Annotated in this window: 15 protein-coding genes and 1 riboswitch; of the genes, 6 read left to right on the plus strand and 9 right to left on the minus strand. The window is 47.6% G+C overall.

Annotated elements, in window-relative coordinates:
• Positions 1-45: 45 nt before the first annotated feature.
• Complete coding sequence (locus BCOA_RS33790; protein WP_014098417.1) at positions 46-1,407, plus strand: amino acid permease; 1,362 nt, start codon at positions 46-48, stop codon at positions 1,405-1,407.
• On the opposite strand, the gene BCOA_RS33795 is transcribed toward BCOA_RS33790, so the two are convergent.
• From BCOA_RS33795 to trhO, 8 genes are all read right to left on the minus strand, one after another.
• Positions 1,408-3,573 carry a DNA topoisomerase III gene (locus BCOA_RS33795; RefSeq protein WP_014098418.1) on the minus strand — a complete coding sequence of 722 codons (2,166 nt, stop codon included), beginning with the start codon at positions 3,571-3,573 and terminating at the stop codon, positions 1,408-1,410.
• 237 nt (positions 3,574-3,810) lie between these two features.
• Positions 3,811-4,605, minus strand: coding sequence for a 3D domain-containing protein (locus tag BCOA_RS33800; protein WP_014098419.1), 795 nt, complete (start codon positions 4,603-4,605; stop codon positions 3,811-3,813).
• A gap of 213 nt (positions 4,606-4,818) precedes the next feature.
• Complete coding sequence (locus BCOA_RS33805; protein WP_014098420.1) at positions 4,819-6,348, minus strand: FAD-dependent oxidoreductase; 1,530 nt, start codon at positions 6,346-6,348, stop codon at positions 4,819-4,821.
• A 67-nt stretch (positions 6,349-6,415) separates the two neighbouring features.
• Entirely contained in the window at positions 6,416-6,877 is a 462-nt protein-coding gene (locus BCOA_RS33810) for a CBS domain-containing protein (RefSeq protein WP_014098421.1), read from the minus strand.
• A 77-nt stretch (positions 6,878-6,954) separates the two neighbouring features.
• Positions 6,955-7,809, minus strand: coding sequence for an MBL fold metallo-hydrolase (locus BCOA_RS33815; RefSeq protein ID WP_014098422.1), 855 nt, complete (start codon positions 7,807-7,809; stop codon positions 6,955-6,957).
• A 195-nt stretch (positions 7,810-8,004) separates the two neighbouring features.
• Positions 8,005-8,595: an energy-coupled thiamine transporter ThiT gene (gene thiT, locus BCOA_RS33820; protein WP_014098423.1), complete on the minus strand. Its 591-nt coding sequence runs from the start codon at positions 8,593-8,595 to the stop codon at positions 8,005-8,007.
• 48 nt (positions 8,596-8,643) lie between these two features.
• A riboswitch (TPP riboswitch) is annotated at positions 8,644-8,744 on the minus strand.
• 57 nt (positions 8,745-8,801) lie between these two features.
• Positions 8,802-9,476, minus strand: a complete 675-nt coding sequence (locus tag BCOA_RS33825; protein ID WP_014098424.1) for an SOS response-associated peptidase — start codon at positions 9,474-9,476, stop codon at positions 8,802-8,804.
• Positions 9,477-9,856: 380 nt separating this feature from the next.
• Entirely contained in the window at positions 9,857-10,831 is a 975-nt protein-coding gene (gene trhO / locus BCOA_RS33835) for an oxygen-dependent tRNA uridine(34) hydroxylase TrhO (RefSeq protein WP_014098425.1), read from the minus strand.
• A gap of 204 nt (positions 10,832-11,035) precedes the next feature.
• On the opposite strand from trhO, the gene BCOA_RS33840 reads away from it, so the two are divergent.
• The 4 genes from BCOA_RS33840 (at position 11,036) to yidC (ending at position 15,683) form a co-directional block, all read left to right on the plus strand.
• Positions 11,036-13,123, plus strand: a complete 2,088-nt coding sequence (locus BCOA_RS33840; RefSeq protein ID WP_014098426.1) for a DNA topoisomerase III — start codon at positions 11,036-11,038, stop codon at positions 13,121-13,123.
• A gap of 367 nt (positions 13,124-13,490) precedes the next feature.
• Positions 13,491-14,381 carry a YitT family protein gene (locus BCOA_RS33845; protein ID WP_014098427.1) on the plus strand — a complete coding sequence of 297 codons (891 nt, stop codon included), beginning with the start codon at positions 13,491-13,493 and terminating at the stop codon, positions 14,379-14,381.
• A 203-nt stretch (positions 14,382-14,584) separates the two neighbouring features.
• The gene (locus BCOA_RS33850; protein ID WP_014098428.1) at positions 14,585-14,893 is read left to right on the plus strand and encodes a hypothetical protein; all 309 of its coding nucleotides are present in this window, start codon (positions 14,585-14,587) and stop codon (positions 14,891-14,893) included.
• 13 nt (positions 14,894-14,906) lie between these two features.
• Positions 14,907-15,683, plus strand: coding sequence for a membrane protein insertase YidC (gene yidC, locus BCOA_RS33855; RefSeq protein ID WP_014098429.1), 777 nt, complete (start codon positions 14,907-14,909; stop codon positions 15,681-15,683).
• A gap of 108 nt (positions 15,684-15,791) precedes the next feature.
• Here yidC and BCOA_RS33860 read toward each other — a convergent pair whose 3' ends face one another.
• Complete coding sequence (locus BCOA_RS33860; protein WP_225620986.1) at positions 15,792-16,346, minus strand: Rok-like winged helix domain-containing protein; 555 nt, start codon at positions 16,344-16,346, stop codon at positions 15,792-15,794.
• Positions 16,347-16,650: 304 nt separating this feature from the next.
• Between BCOA_RS33860 and BCOA_RS33865 the strand changes: the two genes are divergently transcribed.
• Positions 16,651-18,135 (plus strand): aldehyde dehydrogenase family protein, encoded by a 1,485-nt coding sequence (locus BCOA_RS33865; protein WP_014098431.1) that lies wholly within the window; start codon positions 16,651-16,653, stop codon positions 18,133-18,135.
• Positions 18,136-18,175 lie beyond the last annotated feature (40 nt).

Genomic DNA, 18,175 nt, shown 5'->3' on the forward strand with positions numbered 1-18,175 from the left:
GGCCTGCTTTATCAAACAGTATGTAAGGTAAAGGAGGGAACCGGGATGGGCAACCAGAAGCAACCATCTAAAGCGACAAAAAACGGCAACCTGACGTGGTGGCAGCTTTCGCTTGTCGGTGTCGGCTGTACGATCGGAACCGGCTATTTTCTCGGATCGGGTATCGGGATCAAAACGACAGGCCCTTCCATCGTGTTGTCATTCCTGATTGCGGCCGCCGGTACATATATTGTTTTCCGCGCGCTTGCGAAAATGACGGCACGCGACCCGCACGAAGGCTCGTTTTGTTATTATGCAAAAAAAGCTTACGGCAACTGGGCAGGATTCAGCTGCGGCTGGAATTACTGGTGTTCGAATGTGCTTATTATGGGGAGCCAGCTGACCGCATTGTCCATTTTAACAAAATTCTGGTTTCATGCGGTGCCGCTGTGGATACTGGCCGCCATTTACGCAGCCCTTTCCATTGTTGTTGTCCTGCTTGGCACAAAAGGTTTTGATAAGGTGGAAAATATTCTCGCTGTCATCAAAACGGCCGCCATCATCATGTTTATTGTGCTTGCCTTTTGTGCCCTTTTTGGTTGGATTGACGGCGGGCGGGGAACGGGCGGGTGCCTCCCTGATGGTCTCCACGGCTATTTTCCCCATGGCGCGTTAGGCTTTTGGGCTTCGCTCATTTATGCGTTTTATGCGTTTGGCGGCATTGAAGTGATCGGGCTGATGGCGATGCAATTGAAAAACAAAGAAGATGCGCCGAAAGCCGGATCGATCATGCTAGTCGTTCTAACGATGATTTACGTGGTCTCGCTCGGGCTTGCCGTCACAATGGAACACTATACGGCTTTTAATGATAAAGAAAGTCCGTTTGTCAAGGCAATGGCGGACTATCATCTCACCTTTTTCCCCCACGTCTTTAACGGCGCCATTATCATTGCCGGATTTTCGACGATGACGGCCGCGCTGTTCGGGGTTACCAATTTGCTCGTAACCTTGTCGAATGACGGGGATGCGCCAAAATGGTTCGGCAAAAAAATAAAAAAATGGAAAAACCTTCCGCTTCCTTCGCTCGGGCTTGCGGCTTGCGGCCTGGTTCTTTCCATTATTACAGCCCTTTTGCTGCCGGGGAAAATTTATGAATACATTACAACAGCAGCCGGGATTTTGCTGCTGATGAACTGGCTATTTATTATCCTTTCGGCTTTTCGCGTCTTAAAACTAAACGGCGGCGGAAAAATCACGGCCATAGCCGGTATCCTTTTCCTGCTGCTTGCGATCAGCGGGACACTGGCGGAAAAAGAAATCCGCCCCGGGTTTTATGCCAGTTTCATCGTCATGGTGATCATCATTGCCATTGCCGTTTTCGTGAGCCGGAAGAAAAAACAAGCTTCGCACAAACCGGCCCCTGAATAATCAACGGCCGGTTTGTTGCTTTGCAAAAATAAACCGGAGTTTCCCGTCCTCCCATTTCAATTTTGCATCAAAGGTTTTGCCATTTTTTCGGAATCCCTTGATCATGTTTGTTTCTTCACCGGCCAGCAGTTTCCTTACATTGGCCAGGCTGATTTTCTTGCCAAGGATCGATTTTGACAGCGTAAAGGTGCAGCCTGATTTCCGATAGGCACTGCAACCGTAAAAATCGCCCTTGTCCACAATGTCGCCGCCGCATGCCGGGCATTTGCCGGCTTTTTTCCCGATTGTATATTTTGATTCCGGCCTTTTAATGTCATCCGTTTTTAAGCCGGAAAAATCCCATTCGGCCGCTGCCTGAACAGCATCTTGCACAATTTTTCTGGACAGCTTTTTCGTCTGTTCCATAAAAGCGGCTGCTTCTGCCGCCCCCTTCCCGATTTCGCGGAGCCGTTTTTCCCATTTTGCAGTCATTTCCGGAGAAGCCAGAATTTTGCCGCCAATGGCACGGATGAGCACTTTCGCTTTATCAGTGGCATAGACCTGATTCTTTTTCACCTCAATATACTTCCGGTCTTTTAAAATGGTGATGACGCCGGCCCTTGTTGCTTCCGTACCGAGCCCTTCCACTTCCGCCATGACTTTTTCTAGTTCCCTATCCTCAATATATTTTCCGGCCGTTTTCATCAGCGTGATGAGCTGGCCTTCCGTGTACCGTTTCGGCGGCTGCGTTTTGCCTTCTTTGACGTTTGTATCGATGACAACCCCTTTTTCCCCCTGCTTTACATCCGGCAAAATGCCATCTTTTTCCTTTTCTTTCGAAAAAATGACTTTGCGCCAGCCTTCCGCTTCCATTTGCGTGCCCTTGGAAAGAAATGTTGCACGGCTATCCACGACCGTTTTCACCGTCGTGTAATGAAAAACGGCATTGCCGTAATGGGCAGCAATAAGGCGGCGGACGATCATATCATAAATTTTTTTCTCACCGTCCGGAAGACTGCCTGGTGCCACAACCTGTTCGGTCGGAATTATCGCGTAGTGGTCGGAAACCTTTTTCTCATTTACATAACGCTTATTTTGAAGGATGGAACGCTTTGGAAGCGGGAAATACGGAGCATATTCCGGGCAGGCGGATAGTTTTTCCAAAATACCGGGAAAAGTTTCGGCTTCCCCTTTTGTCACGTATTGGGAATCGGAACGGGGATAGGAAACGATCCCTTTTTGGTAGAGGGATTGGACAAGATCAAGCGTTTTTTTCGGTGGAAATTGAAAAGCCCTGTTCGCGGCTGCCTGCAAAGATGACAAGTTAAACAACAGCGGAGGCTGGAATTCCTTTTTTTCTTTTTTCAATTCTGCAACTTCCGCCGGTTTTTGGCGGCAAAATGCGGCAATCCGTGCTGCCATGGCCGGGTCATTCAAACGCGATTCGCCATCTTTCACCCATTTGCCTTCGTATTGTTTGTCATCAAATTGAAACATTGCGGTGACTTCCCAAAACGGTTCGGGTTTAAAATGTTCAATTTCCAGCTCCCTTTTTACGATTAAAGCGAGCGTAGGTGTCTGGACGCGACCGACCGAAAAGACATCGCGCATGCCTTTTTGCCTTAAAAGCAGGCTGTAGACACGGGAGGCGTTCATGCCAACCAGCCAGTCTGCACAAGCGCGGGCGTATGCTTCATCATACAAAGGGCGGGTGTCTTCATCATGTAATAAATGGCGGAACCCTTCCCGGATCGACTGCGGGGTTAAAGACGAGATCCATAGACGCCGGAGCGGTTTTTTGGCGCCGCACAAATGAAGGATGTTGCGGATGATCAGTTCCCCTTCGCGGCCGGCATCGCCTGCATGAATAATATTTGTTACACGCGCGTCTTTTACCAGTTTTTTGACGATTTGAAATTGCTTGTATTTTGACTTTGCCACTTCATATTTGAATGTTTCCGGGAGAATCGGCAGCGTTTCCAGTTTCCACTGCTCCCAGGCGGGATTGTAATGTTCCGGCGGGACGAGCTGGGTTAAATGGCCGATCGCCCATGTGCAGAAAGCGCCTTCCGGGAAGATCTCATTCGGCCGGATTTCAATATACCCCTCCCGTTTCACATGCGGAAAAACCGAACAAAGGGTGCGCCCCTGGTCAGGTTTTTCAGCGATGATCAAAGGAAAAGACAAACAGATCACTCCTTTCTTTTTCTAGCTCTACTTTACAATGTTTTTCACACGCTGCCAAGAAAAAATAAACGCCCGGCCGGGTAAATCCTTTTCCACTGGATTTACGCGGCCGGGCGGTGTTTCAAAATGCGGTATTTCCCCCATCGTTCATTGTCACTTCCTAAATGGTTGTTTTCTGTTTTGCTGTGCCTGTTGAATGTTTCGGGTGCAAGTACCGGATCACCATCCGTGCGCCCATTAATTCAGCACGGTGATTTGGATCGTACGGCGCCCCCAGTTGGCGGCTTTTCCTGAATCCGGGACGAGGACATCAATACGGTTTCCTTTAATGGCGCCGCCCGTATCACCTGCAACAGCGGTCCCGTACCCTTCGACATATACTTTTGAACCGAGCGGAATCACGTTCGGATCGACGGCAATCACTTTTGCGTTTGGATTATTTTTAACATTGATGCCGGTCGCTGTAACGCCGGAGCAGCCCGGATCATTGGCTGTATAAGCGGTCGCGGTGACGGTCATCGTTTTTCCCTGCGGTTTTGGAGCCGCCTCTTTGGAAGATTCCACGTGCACGGTCGGCTTTTTCACGTCCACTTTTGCATTTTCCGTGTTTGTTTGCGGCTGGACGGAAACTTCCGCTGCACGTTCTTTTACTGTCACTTTGCTGTTCGGATTGGAACGAATCACGATTTGATCATGCGGGAAAATGACATCCGATGACAGATCGTTCCATTCTTTTATTTGTTCAACCGGCACGCCGTATTTTTTCGAGATATCCGACAGCGTGTCACCGGCTTTAATGACATAAACGTTTTTCGGGGAAATGGTTAACTTTTGTGAAGGATAAATCATTTCGGTGGAAAGTTGGTTATTTTGTTTTAATGTTTTAACGGATGTATTGTATTTTTGAGAGATCCCCCAAAGTGTATCCCCCGGTTTTACGGTATAAGTATCCGGCGCTGCGGCTTGTGCATTGACAGCCATTACGCTTGTGATTGTCACCGCAGCTGCAAGTGCTGATACTGCTTTTTTCATAAATTGTAACCTCCTCTTTTTGCCGGCTTTTGTGCCAACACCGTAAATCCTAACACACGGATTTAACAGGCGGATAACGGCAAAATGTTGATTTGGTTACACAAAAACGCTTCTTTGTAATCCCGTGAAAAATTTGTAACATAGGCATAAAGTCACGAATTCGCGCATAGAAGCAGAAAAACACCGTCGAATTGCGGCGGTGTTTGCAGCACTTTAGTCCTGTTGATCGATTTTTTTCAGCGGTTCTTTCGCCGGCCCTTCTACCACTTCGCCTGTACAAGCAAACCGCGAACCGTGGCACGGGCAGTCCCATGTGCGGTCTCCCGAGTTCCATTTCACTTCACAGCCCATATGGGTACACGTCGTATCAAGCAGATAGATGTTCCCGTCCTGGTCTTTGTAGGCGCCTGCCCGCTTTCCATTGATACGGACAACGGCCCCTTCGTCATTTTTTAACGCATCTAAAGATTGATTCCGCATGTCAAGTTTTCCTTTGACGAGCTGCCCGGCAACATCGACATTTGCCGAGATAAATTTTTTGACCATCGGATCCGCTTCAAAACGCTGCGGGGAAAAGATATCGGCATAAGGGTTCTCTTTTTGCATAATCCGGTCCCGCATCAGCATGGCGGCGAGATGGGTGCCGGTCATCCCCCATTTGCGGAACCCTGTTGCGACCATGACCCTTTCTTCATTTTTGGTAATGGGGCCGATATAAGGGATTTTATCTAATGTGGTCATATCCTGGGCTGACCAGCGACAGCAGAATGCCCCGATTCCGAATGTTTCTTCTGCAAATTGCTGCAATGCTTCATAGTGGCGGATCTCCGGTTCCCCATGGCCGGTTTTATGGTTCTCTCCGCCGACCAAAAGCAGTTTTTCCCCGGCTCCTTCCGCTTCCCGGAATGAACGCGACGGCTGCTCCGCATTAATGTACATGCCGCCCGGAAAAGGTTTTACAGGTTTCACGGCAAGCAAGTACGAACGTTCCGGATACATTCTTGAGAAATACAAGCCTTTCGCATTGTAAAAAGGATAGTGTGTACAGATGCAAATGTATTTGCACGTCATGGTATGCCCTTTTTCCGTTTTGATTTTTAATGGGCTGCCAAAATCGATATCTTTCGCAGTGGTTTGTTCAAAAATCGGGACATTTTTGTCCATTAAATATTCAATCAGTGCTTTTAAGTACGAAAGCGGATGGAACTGTGCCTGCCCGGCCATTTTCACCGCTTTTTTCCCGGGAATCCCGTCCGGCAGCGAACCGATCCATTCTCCCGGGATGCCGAGGGTTTCATACGCCTGCATTTCTTTTTCCAGTTTTTCAATATATGCATCGGAATTGGTATAGAGAAAGGCATCCTGCCGCGAAAAATCACAGCGGATCCCGTGCTTCAGGATCGTTTGTTCAATGAACGATGCAGCTGTTTCGTTTGCTTTGTAATAAAGGGATGCTTTTTCTTTTCCTATATGCTGGATCAATTCATCATAAATGAGCCCGTGCTGTGCGGTGATTTTTGCCGTCGTATGCCCGCTTGTGCCATTTGCAATGGATCCGGCATCAAACAGGATCGTTTTATACCCTTCGTTTGCCAGCAAATAGGTAGTTACAATCCCGGCCATTCCGGCACCCACAACGGCCACATCGGCTTCCATATCCTGCGTTAACGATGGAAATTGCGGCATCATGACCGTTTTGCGCCACAACGGTTCAGGAGATTGCGGCATTGAAGTTCCGTTCATGATTTGACCTCCCCGAAAGACTGTTATGTATAGTCTTCCCCGGGGAGGCCGGTCTAAACATTGCGATTTAGCTGTTGAGCAATTTATCCGTAATCTGGCGCATGATATCGCCTCTTGAGATGACGCCGACAACACGCCCTGCCTGATTGACGACCGGAAGCTTTTTAAAATGGTGTTTTGCCAGAATCCTGAGCGCATTTTCAAAATCGTCTTCAGGCCTTACCGTATACAGTTCCCGCCGTTTCATAATCTTTTCCACCGGGAAGTCCAGGCTGTGCACCAATTTTTCATTAAAGTCTTCCTGCTCATTTACCACGATCGTAATATAAAAATCGTAAACGGTCCGTGCCTTTGGCTGCAAAAAGCGGATGACATCCCCGTCGCTGATCATACCGAGCAGCTTTCCTTCCGCGTCCACGACCGGTACGCCGCCGATCCGGTGGTGGGCAAGCACCTTTAACAGTTCCCGGATCGTTGTCTCTTTTTTTACCGTAATAACATCCCGGATCATAAAATCTTTGACTTCCAATTTTCTCGCCCCTTTATATCCATCCATTTACAAATTATTGTAAACCTTTGCGGGGAAGGAAGCAATGAACAAACCGCCTATTGTGTGCCATCTACGTATTTCCCGTGATCCGGGAGCGCGATTTCATCAAATCCGGATACAAGGGCCTCAAGCCCTTTCCGCAAGCCGGAGCCAGACATCGGGATCCCGTGGCCGCAAACAGCAGTTTCTGGCTTTAAGGCAGCTAATTTTTCAACTGAGCGTTTGGCCGCTTTCCAGTCATTTGTAAAATAGCGCGGCGGCCCGTTTACTTCCTGCCTTTGCACCAGCACTTTCCAAAATTCATCCTGCCTGACGGTGATAAATGCGTCCCCCGTGATCAACACGCTGTCTGCTTCCCTGAAGAACGACACATGCCCTCTCGAATGGCCGGGCGTATGGATCCATTTCCAGCCCGGCAAAAATGGGACCGTCCCGTCTTCGGGAAGGGGCTGGACAGCATGGCCAAGATCAACCGGTTCATTCGGATAAATCATGGAAATCTTCGCCAGCAGGCCGCCTTCAACGGACGGATCGGGATCCGGATACGTTTCACGCCCGGTTAAATAGGGCAACTCCAATCGATGTGCAAAAACCGGCACGTCCCACTTTTCCAATAATGGCGCAATCGCTCCGACATGGTCAAAATGGCCGTGCGTCAGTAAAACCGCTTTTGGTTTTGCCTTTTCCCCGAAGCGTGCCCGCACGGCTGAAAATATCGCTTCGGCAGAACCCGGCATGCCGGCATCCACGAGAACAAATGCATCGGTTCCGGCCCTGCCGATCAGGCACACATTGACAATTTGGATGGTAAGGCAATAGAGATCCGGCAGCAATTCTCTGCCTGTTCCGCTTTCAATCGAAGTCATCGGGATGACCCGGTGGCCAAACGGGTGATGAATGTCTTTGTCCATAAAATCCCCTTTCTTTCATTTTCCTTCTATTTATCTTTTCCCGTTTCTCGAAAGCCTTACCCGTAGCCTCCTATCATCAACCGAAAAAGCAATAAAACCGGACTGCCGGCTTTACAAGGCGCCTGTTACCATGAAGCCTCTTTCCTTCAGCGAAAACGGCAAGGCGCAGTTGGCCTTGCCGTTTTCAAGTTGCTTTTATGCCGCATGCCTGTGCGGATTGCGGTATTTTGTCAGCAGCTGCGGGGCGGCATTCAAGAGAATCGCCGCAACAGCTGCGCATAAAATCGCATTCCCAATCATCGTGCCGCCGTTCATGATGAGAGAATAGAGAAACGCCGACTGTCCTTTAGGCGCATAGGAACCCCAAAAAATCACGCCGGCTACGAAATGCCAGAAATAGCGGGCGAAACTTCCGGTAAGAACGGAAAGGCATATCCAAAAAGTCATCGTGCCCTTTTTATCGTGACGACAGCTTCTTTCGACAAGCGGCCGGAAAAGCCCGGCAAACCCGATGAACGAAAAAGCGACCGGATATTCCATGATGCCCTGAAGCGGGTTAAGAATATCATTAGCATCACCGGTGACGATCTGCAGCAGGCTCCAAATAAATCCGGAAGCAACACTTGCTTTAAATCCCCAGCGAAAAGCGACCACAAAAATCGGCAGCATGGCAAACGACAGAGAAATCGCGGACGTCACCTTAATGGACGGCAATAAGTCCAACACGAGCGCGAACGCCGCAAAAATAGCCGCTTCAATCATAGCCTGTAAACTTAATTTGCCCATAAAAAAATCCCCCTTTTGGTATGCATGAACATAACGAACCATGGGAGGACAAAAGAAATTCCACATCCCTACGCCGGCATTAACCGGACAGGTTCAAAGGGTCAGAACATGGCGTTCACTCTCAGCTTAACGCTCCCCCTGTGGTTACGTTCATGAAATTGTCACCTTTATGATAAACTTTTTGCCACAACATTTCAACAAAAAATTTAATCTTTTGGCAATAACAGCTCCGGAAAATTGTTTTTCGGCGAATTGACGCGTTCAGATACGGCATACATTTCCATTAGGTCTGCATCATACTGCGAAAGGAGTGGCAACAGCCGGCCCGCCTCAGTGACCGATGTGTCCAGCCATTTTTCTTCATCTTCCCTGCGTAAAATCACCGGCATCCGGTCGTGAATTTTTGCCATCATCCTGTTCGCCTTTGTCGTTAAAATCGTGCAAGTAAAGACCGGATTCCCTTCCTGGTCCATCCATTTTTCCCAAAGCCCGGCCATCGCAAAAATGCCCCTGTTCTTAAGCCTGATCCGCATCGGCTCCCGGGTGCCGTCTTTTCGGTTCCACTCAAAAAAAGAATCGGCCGGAATGAGGCAGCGCCGCCTTTTCACTGCCTCCCGGAAACCCGGTTTCTGAAATACGGTTTCGCTTCTGGCATTGATCATCTTATGCCCGATTTTCGGATCTTTTGCCCAGGAAGGAATCAAGCCCCATTTTAAAAAACCGAGTCTGTACTGCCCATGGGCGCTGATCACGGCAGCCACCATTTGCGAAGGCGCGACATTATAACTTTTGGCATATTCACTGCTTGAAAAAGAAGCTTTGGCATGGAACCTTTCTTCCAATTCATTTACAGATGCCGTTAACGTGTACCTCCCGCACATCCAAATCCCGCCTTTCTTTCTATCCTGAAAATATTGCCCGCTGATTTTCATCCTCTGCCATACCGCGTATGAAGCGGCAAAGATGCCCATTTTTCCCCATTTTACACAAAAAACAGGCAGATAAAAAGGATTTGGCCCAGTTGCACCAAATCCTTTCTCTGTTCCGGAACGCACCGCTTGTTAACCCTGCCCCCGAGCTGGGATGTTTGCAGCAGTTCCCGGTTTTTCTTCTCTTTTTCACATTCCGCTCTTTAGGCCTTGTTTCTTTCAAGAAAATGCCGTTTCCGAAGCAAGGAATCGTTCCGGCAGGGAGCGAGCACGGTTTCCATGCCCTTTTTCACCATCCGCTTTTCGGATAGTAAGGTTAAAAGCCGCACCGTTTACCGGTTTAACGCCGCGTCTTCTTCTTCGATCCGGCGCAGCCGTTCAGCCACTTCTTCCGGTGTAAGGCCGTGTTCTTTTACATATAAGTTATTTGGTACGGTACGGCATTCATGCGAGCAGCTCCGCATATATTTATGTTCATTTTCTTCCGAGCATAAAATTTGCTTGTTGCAGGCCGGGTTGGCGCAGTTGACATAACGTTCGCACGGTTCCCCCGTAAAATAATCCCGGCCGACAACGACATGTTCTTTTCGATTGACCGGAACGGAAATCCGTTCGTCGAATACATACAGTTTGCCGTCCCACAGCTCGCCCTGCACTTCCGGATCCTTTCCGTATGTTACAATCCCGCCGTGCAGTTGGCCGACATCTTCAAACCCTTCTTCCAAAAGCCAGCCCGAAAATTTTTCACAGCGGATGCCGCCTGTGCAATACGTCACAATTCTTTTGCCTTTTAATTGATCTTTATGTTCGCGCACCCATCCCGGCAGTTCGCGGAAAGTGCGGATATCCGGACGCAATGCTCCGCGGAAATGGCCGAGATCATACTCATAATCATTGCGCGCATCCAGTACAACGGTATCTTCAGCCAGCAGCGCCTCGCGAAATTCTTTCGGGGATAAATATTTTCCCGTTTTTTCATTCGGATTGATATCTTTTTCAAGCCGCAGCGTAACAAGTTCCTTGCGCGGGCGGACGTGCATTTTTTTAAACGCATGGCCATCTGCTTCATCTTCTTTAAAGACCATGTCCCGGAACCGGGGATCGGCGTGCATCTTTTCTTTATATTTGGTTGTTTGTTCAACCGTTCCGGAAACGGTGCCGTTGATCCCTTCTTTGGCAACGAGGATACGCCCCTTTAAACCGGTCTCTTTGCAGAACTGCAAATGCTCGGCTGCAAAGGCTTCCGGATTTTCAATTTCAACATACTTGTAATACAATAAGACTCTGTACGGCTTTGTTTGTTCCATTATTGATAACCACCTATCCAATTATATTTGCAAGATATAATGCAGGCTTTCAGGTTACACTGTCTCTTACAAACCACCATTTTACCAAAAGCCCGTTTGCATTTCAAAATTTTCACTGTGAAAACAGAAGAAACGAAATGATTTATCAATCCTGTTTGATGCGTTATACTTGTTCAGACAGGAATAAAAGAAAGGTGTTATGCAATGAAATCGCTTGTACTCGCCGAAAAGCCGAGCGTCGGGCGCGAACTTGCGCGCGTCCTCGGCTGCACGGAAAATAAAAAACGTTATATTGAAGGGCCGCGCTATATCGTGACATGGGCGCTCGGCCATTTGATCGAACTGAAAATGCCGGAAGATTATCATCCGAAATATAAAGAATGGCGTATGGAAGACCTGCCGATTCTTCCGGATAAAATGGAAATTAAAACAATCCGGCAGACCTATCCGCAATATAAAGCGATCGAACAGCTTGGCAAAAGAAGCGACATCAAAGACTGCATTATCGCAACCGATGCCGGGCGCGAAGGCGAACTTGTCGCACGCTGGATTCTGGAAAAAATGCACTGGAGAAAACCGGTGAAACGGTTATGGATTTCTTCCCAGACCGATAAAGCGATTAAAGACGGATTCAAGCAGTTAAAACCGGCAAAGCAGTATGACAATCTGTACCACTCCGCCGTTTGCCGCAGCGAAGCAGACTGGCTGATCGGATTGAACGTATCCCGTGCTTTAACCGTGAAATACAACGATCCGCTCTCCGCCGGGCGCGTGCAGACACCGACATTGGCGATGGTGCTCGAGCGCGAACGGGAAATCCAGTCTTTTGTGCCGAAAAAATACTGGACCATTGAAGCGCTCGCCGGAAAACTCGAAGTATCGTATGACCATCATGGCGAAAAACGGATATTTGACGAGCAAAAAGCAAATGCCATACATGCGGCTTTATCCGGGCAGACTGCCGTCGTGACAGAAGTGATCCGCAAACAGAAGCAAGAGCAGCAGCCGCTCCCTTACGATTTGACGGAACTGCAACGCGATGCCAACCACCGTTTTGGTTTTACAGCAAAGAAAACATTGAACGTGCTGCAAAACTTATATGAACAGCATAAACTCGTTACCTACCCGCGCACCGATTCGAAATATTTGACGAAAGATATGGAAAATATGATGTACGACCGGCTGCTTGCGGTGAAAGATGCATACAAAGAAGAAGTTCAGCCGATCCTTTCCCGGAAAGGTAAAATACTGGCCAAACGTGTCATCAATGATGCGAAGGTGACGGACCACCATGCGATTATTCCAACAGATGAACGCCCGGCCTTATCAGATTTGTCTGCCGATGAACGGAAAATCTATGATCTGATTGTAAAACGGTTCCTTGCGCTATTCTATCCGGTTTATGAATATGAAACCGTCCAATTTAAACTTCAAGCAGGCGGAAAAACCATGACCGGGCGGACAATGGCCGTGAAAAATGCCGGTTTTACCGCTGTTTTGCACCATGAACAGGAGCGGGAAAATACGGCGCTGCTTTCGATCAAAGAAGGAAAAAAATTTAAGCTGGAACAAATCCGGCTCAGCCAGCATTTAACCGAAGCACCGAAACGGTATTCCGAAGCGGATATTCTTTCGAGAATGGAAAAATACGGACTCGGGACGCCGGCAACACGCGCCGATATCATTGAACGGCTCGTCTCCTCCGAAACGATCAGCCGTGAGTCCGGCCGCCTTGTGCCGACCCCGAAAGGCAAGCAACTGATCGACCTTGTCAATGACGAGCTAAAATCGCCGGAACTCACCGCCAAATGGGAAGAACAGCTTGAAGCAATTGCCCGCGGAAAAGGCAACCCGAAGCAGTTTTTGGAAACCATCCGCCGGGAAACCGTACGCCTCGTCCGTGAAATCCGGACGAGTGACAAAAAATACCGCGCCCACAATTTAACGGGAACAAAATGCCCGGAATGCGGTTCCCTTATGAAAGAAGTAAACGGAAAAGACGGGAAAAAGCTTGTCTGTTCAAACCGGGAATGCCGGTTTACAAAGCGGAAAAGCCCGAAACTATCAAATAGGCGCTGCCCGACCTGCCATAAAAAGATGGAGATTCATCACGGCAAATCCGGCGTCTATTTCCAGTGCCGCCACTGCAATATTGTCCAAAAAGCAGACGAAAAGAAAAAAACTTTGTCAAAACATGAAGAAAAGAAATTGCTGCAAAAATACACAAAGAAAGAGGAAAGTTTCGGCAACAGCCTGGCAGATGCTTTAAAAGCCGCCTTGGAAAAAGAATAGATTGGATATTTGAAAAGCCCGGCCGAGCCGGGCTTTTTTTATAAACATTTTCGCGGTCAATACGGGCAATTTGGGCCCCTAAAAGCGCGCCCTTCCCCATGATTCAAAACGGCCGGGAAAAATTTAAACAACATGGAAATGCATATTCATTCACTTTTTAACTTTCTTATAATATAATTATATTATAGATATTTATACCGCTTTTTCTCATCTGTTTGATCGGGAGCGTCCTTCATTGTAAATATTTTTTCGTTCTCCGGTTCAGGGAAAAATCCTTGGCTTTGGAAAACCCCGCTCTTAAAGGAACGGCTTATGTATGCGTAAAATGTACATTTTTTCACAAAAACATTTGGAAAGGGGATAAAATATGGAAGAAACGGCAAAAACATATGCCCAATTCAGGCAGAAGAAAAATAAGTGGGCGGTACTTGGCCAGCGTTTTATCTTTGTCAGCCTCGGCGCGATGATTATGGGGGTTGCCCTCGAGCTGTTCCTTGTCCCGAACCAGATTCTGGACGGCGGCATCACCGGCATCTCGATTATCCTTTCCCACCTTGCCGGCTGGAAACTGGGGCCAGTTATTTTCATCTTAAATCTCCCATTCTTTTATATCGGGTACAAGCAAATCGGGAAAACTTTTGCCTTGACCACCCTTTACGGCATCTCCATCATGTCGGTGACAACCATCCTGCTGACCCCTGTAAAAGTGTTTACGGATGATTTGCTGCTGTGTACGGTTTTTGGCGGTATTATCCTTGGCATCGGCGTCGGCCTTGTCATCCGCTGGGGTGGCTGCCTTGACGGAACAGAAGCGCTTGCCATTCTATTAAACAAAAAGCTTCCTTTCTCTGTCGGTGAAATCATACTCGGTCTCAATCTCTTCATTTTTACCTGTGCCGGCTTTGTGTTCAGCTGGAAATATGCTATGTATTCGGTCATTACCTATTTTATCGCCACAAAAGCAATCGACGTGGTTGTACAGGGGCTGGATGAATCCAAATCGGTATGGATCATCAGCGACGAGATGTATGACATCGGTGATGCGATCATGGCCCGCCTCGGCCGCGGGGTAACCTATCTAAACGGGGAAGGCGCTTATACCGGAGACAATAAAAAAGTCATTTTCTGCGTCATCACCCGCCTTGAGGAAGCAAAATTGAAATCGATTGTAGAAGAATTTGACAAAAGCGCCTTTATCGCGGTTGGAAACATATCAGAAGTGCGCGGCGGCAGATTTAAGAAGAAAGACATTCACTAACAGCGTAACTGAGGACTGTCCATCCGGGCAGTCCCGTTTTATATGCGCGTAAAAATTTTTCCATTTTCATGCTGCCCGGGCATACTCCCCCTCCCTTAAATTAGGATTCTTTCGCAGTGTATGGTAAAATGATGATTACGATTGTAAAACAGACAAAATTAAAGTATACTTTGTACTGATCTCTTTAAAGTGAGTGAATAGCTTTGATTCAAAACATCATCGATTTTGTAAATGACCCGGCCGTCTGCACGCTGTCATTTTACGTACTGGCAGCAGGTTTTCTTTATTTGAGCCGGTTTGTGATCAGGCCGGCAGCGTTTGTTGAAGCAAGGCCTGCCGCCGTCATGCAGGATTTTACTGTACACACCCGCCCGGCTGCGGAATGCCGGTGCAATTTCTTTACGATTTGGATTTTAAGTTGCGTCAGAATACGGACATATCCTTCTGAAGATCCTGATTCGGAACCGGATTTAAGACCGGTCAGAAAGGACAGGATTTGTGCAATATACTAAAGGAGGATATTTCATGAAAAGATTTTTCAGTTTTACATTGGTTTTAAGCAGTTTGCTGTTCGTTTTAAGCGCATGTTCAAATTCAACAAACAGCACGCACAGCGGTGGATTTTTCCATCATTATTTTGTTTCCCCGTTTTCAGTTGTCATTAAAGCAACGGCCCAGCTGCTTCATGGTGATTACGGGATTGCCATTATTGTTTTGACGTTAATCATCCGGCTGATTCTCATGCCTTTTATGCTGCATACATTCAAAAAACAGCAAATCATGCAGGATAAAATGAAAGTTTTGAAGCCGGAAATGGATAAGCTGCAGACAAAAATCAAAGCGGCCAAAACGAAAGAAGAACAGGCAAAGCTGCAGCAGGAAATGATGGGGTTGTATCAAAAACACGGCGTTAACCCGCTGAATATGGGCTGCCTGCCGATTATCATCCAAATGCCGATTTTAATGGGGTTTTATTATGCGATCCGCGGCTCGAAAGAAATCGCCACCCACTCCTTTTTATGGTTTAATCTCGGACAAACAGATATTCCGATGGCCATTCTCGCTGGTGTCATTTATTTTATCCAAGCCCAAATTTCACTGATCGGTATTCCTGAGGAACAGAAGAAACAAATGAAATATATGATGCTCATGTCGCCGATCATGATCCTTTTTGTTTCTTTTTCAGCTCCGGCGGTTCTGCCGCTGTACTGGACAGTGAGCGGGCTCTTTATGATCGGACAAACACTGATTCAGAAAAAATTTTATCAGTCCCATCCGCCGAAGGAAGAATCCAATTCATAATTGTATCTGATCATCAAAATATAAAAAAGCGGCGGGTCACAGTTGATGTGTTCCCGCCGCTTTTATGTTGTTTACAGCCCCGGGTTTCCGGGGATTTTTTATACAGGTTTACTTCTGTTCAGTAACTGCCTCGTTTTCCTCCGGCAAGTTCTCATTTTGCTCCATTTCCTGATGCGGTTCTTCCGTATTTGCTGTATCATTCACAAATTCGTACAACCCACGGTCCGGTTTGCGGATACGCGGATCGAGTTTTTCGACGGATTTCATGAAAGAGGTCATATTAGCGATTTTATAGCCGGTTTTTTCTTCGATCATCCGCTGCAGTTCAGCCCCTCTGATCGGTTCCGAAACGTTTTTTAGTATTTGGATAGCCTCTTCTCTCATCTTGCCCGACCTGCCCTTTTTTGACGACCGCGATTTCCGCACCTTTCTTTCATTCGTAAGGGCTTCGCCGCCTGAGGTTTCCGGCGAGACGGACGCAAGTGCATTAAAAGATACATATTCCGGTTTGCCGGATGCTTTTACCTGCTGGCCTTCATTTTCATCCAGCTCCCTTAATCTTTTAAAAATATTTTCCCGTTCTTTTTGGAATTCCTGTATAACCCGAATCTCAGCGTCTTCCAGCTGCTCCAGGCGGATTTTTAGTGCCATTCTCTCATTCATTGTCAATTTTATCCCTCGTTTCTTAAAATATATGTATATATAGATTATAATATGAAACTAGTAAAATAAAAAGATAAAATAATTATTTTTTATTAGAAAATTAGTAGCGAATAATTATTCATAAAGGGGTATGTCGAATTTTTGCGATTTTCCGCAGATTATGTTCAAATTATTCGAATGATTTCTATTGCGTCTATTTTTGATATTTAGTAGAATATGGATGTAAGCGCTGACAGGCTGGCGCACAAAGCAAGTATATAAGGAGGCTTGTCTCCTTGAAATTAACATAAATGGAGGGGTTGGAATGGAACAATTAACCGTGCAGTTGGATGAAAGGGTTCAGCATTTCCTTCAGGGCAAAAAGAAAATGTTCATCAACGGGCAATTTGTTGAAAGTGCATCCGGAAAAACATTTGATACGCCGAATCCGGCTACCGGCGAAACGCTGGCTACGATCTATGAAGGGGATAAACAAGATATCGACCGTGCCGTACAAGCAGCCAGAAAAGCATTTGACGAAGGCCCGTGGCCGCGGATGAACCCTGCCGATAGAAGCCGGTTAATGTATAAATTGGCGGATCTGATGGAAGAGCACCGGGAAGCGCTGGCGCAGCTCGAAACGCTCGACAACGGGAAACCGATCCGTGAAACGGCAAATGCCGATATTCCGCTTGCCATCGAACATATGCGGTATTATGCCGGCTGGACAACGAAAATCACCGGCCAGACCATTCCCGTAAACGGCCCTTACTTTAACTATACCCGCCATGAACCGGTCGGGGTTGTCGGGCAAATTATCCCTTGGAACTTCCCTCTTTTAATGGCAATGTGGAAAATGGGTGCCGCGCTTGCGACCGGCTGCACGATTATCTTAAAACCGGCTGAACAAACGCCGCTTTCCGCCCTTTACTTGGCGCAGCTGGTAAGCGAGGCTGGCTTCCCGGACGGCGTTGTCAATATTGTGCCAGGCTTTGGGGAAACTGCCGGAGCCGCCCTTGTCGACCACCCGCTTGTAGATAAAATTGCCTTTACCGGTTCTACTGAAGTCGGAAAACTGATTATGGCCAATGCCTCGAAAACGTTAAAACGGGTGACGCTCGAACTTGGCGGAAAATCCCCGAATATTATTTTGCCAGATGCCGACTTGTCGAAAGCGATTCCTGGCGCCTTAAACGGTGTCATGTTCAACCAGGGGCAAGTATGCTGTGCCGGTTCGCGCGTGTTCATTCAAAAGAAACATTTTGATAATGTCATTGCCGATATGGCCTCCCACGCCCAGTCGATTAAGCAGGGCTTCGGGCTCAATAAAGATACGGAAATGGGGCCGCTTGTTTCAGATGAGCAGCAAGCGCGCGTTTTGAATTACATTGAAAAAGGACTCGATGAAGGAGCGGAAATTGTAACAGGCGGGAAAAAACCGCGTGAAGAAGGCTTCTTTGTTGAACCGACGATTTTTGCAGATGTCCGTGATGAGATGACGATCGCCAAAGAGGAAATTTTCGGTCCTGTTATTGCGGCCATGCCATATGAATCCCTTGATGAAGTAATCAGCCGCGCCAACTGCAGCGAGTACGGGCTTGCGGCAGGGGTTTGGACGGAAAATGTGGCCAATGCGCACTATATTGCAAACCGTCTCCGTGCGGGCACGGTTTGGGTGAACTGCTACAATGTGTTTGATGCCGCTTCCCCGTTTGGCGGTTATAAACAATCTGGCATCGGACGTGAAATGGGTTCTTACGCACTCCAAAACTATACGGAAGTCAAAAGCGTCTGGATTGCCAACCCTTAAAGGGCACCAAAAAGAAAAGCATCGGTTTTGCCGATGCTTT

Origin of the sequence: Heyndrickxia coagulans 36D1 (assembly GCF_000169195.2) — a bacterium.
GTDB lineage: Bacteria > Bacillota > Bacilli > Bacillales > Bacillaceae_C > Weizmannia > Weizmannia faecalis.

What these genes read in the sequence shown, in the direction of transcription:
- BCOA_RS33790 (WP_014098417.1), top strand. Translation starts at nt 46, where the DNA reads ATGGGCAACCAGAAGCAACCATCTAAAGCGACAAAAAACGGCAACCTG.
- BCOA_RS33800 (WP_014098419.1), bottom strand. Translation starts at nt 4,605, where the DNA reads ATGAAAAAAGCAGTATCAGCACTTGCAGCTGCGGTGACAATCACAAGC.
- BCOA_RS33805 (WP_014098420.1), bottom strand. Translation starts at nt 6,348, where the DNA reads ATGAACGGAACTTCAATGCCGCAATCTCCTGAACCGTTGTGGCGCAAA.
- BCOA_RS33815 (WP_014098422.1), bottom strand. Translation starts at nt 7,809, where the DNA reads ATGGACAAAGACATTCATCACCCGTTTGGCCACCGGGTCATCCCGATG.
- thiT (WP_014098423.1), bottom strand. Translation starts at nt 8,595, where the DNA reads ATGGGCAAATTAAGTTTACAGGCTATGATTGAAGCGGCTATTTTTGCG.
- BCOA_RS33825 (WP_014098424.1), bottom strand. Translation starts at nt 9,476, where the DNA reads ATGTGCGGGAGGTACACGTTAACGGCATCTGTAAATGAATTGGAAGAA.
- trhO (WP_014098425.1), bottom strand. Translation starts at nt 10,831, where the DNA reads ATGGAACAAACAAAGCCGTACAGAGTCTTATTGTATTACAAGTATGTT.
- BCOA_RS33840 (WP_014098426.1), top strand. Translation starts at nt 11,036, where the DNA reads ATGAAATCGCTTGTACTCGCCGAAAAGCCGAGCGTCGGGCGCGAACTT.
- BCOA_RS33845 (WP_014098427.1), top strand. Translation starts at nt 13,491, where the DNA reads ATGGAAGAAACGGCAAAAACATATGCCCAATTCAGGCAGAAGAAAAAT.
- yidC (WP_014098429.1), top strand. Translation starts at nt 14,907, where the DNA reads ATGAAAAGATTTTTCAGTTTTACATTGGTTTTAAGCAGTTTGCTGTTC.
- BCOA_RS33860 (WP_225620986.1), bottom strand. Translation starts at nt 16,346, where the DNA reads ATGAATGAGAGAATGGCACTAAAAATCCGCCTGGAGCAGCTGGAAGAC.
- BCOA_RS33865 (WP_014098431.1), top strand. Translation starts at nt 16,651, where the DNA reads ATGGAACAATTAACCGTGCAGTTGGATGAAAGGGTTCAGCATTTCCTT.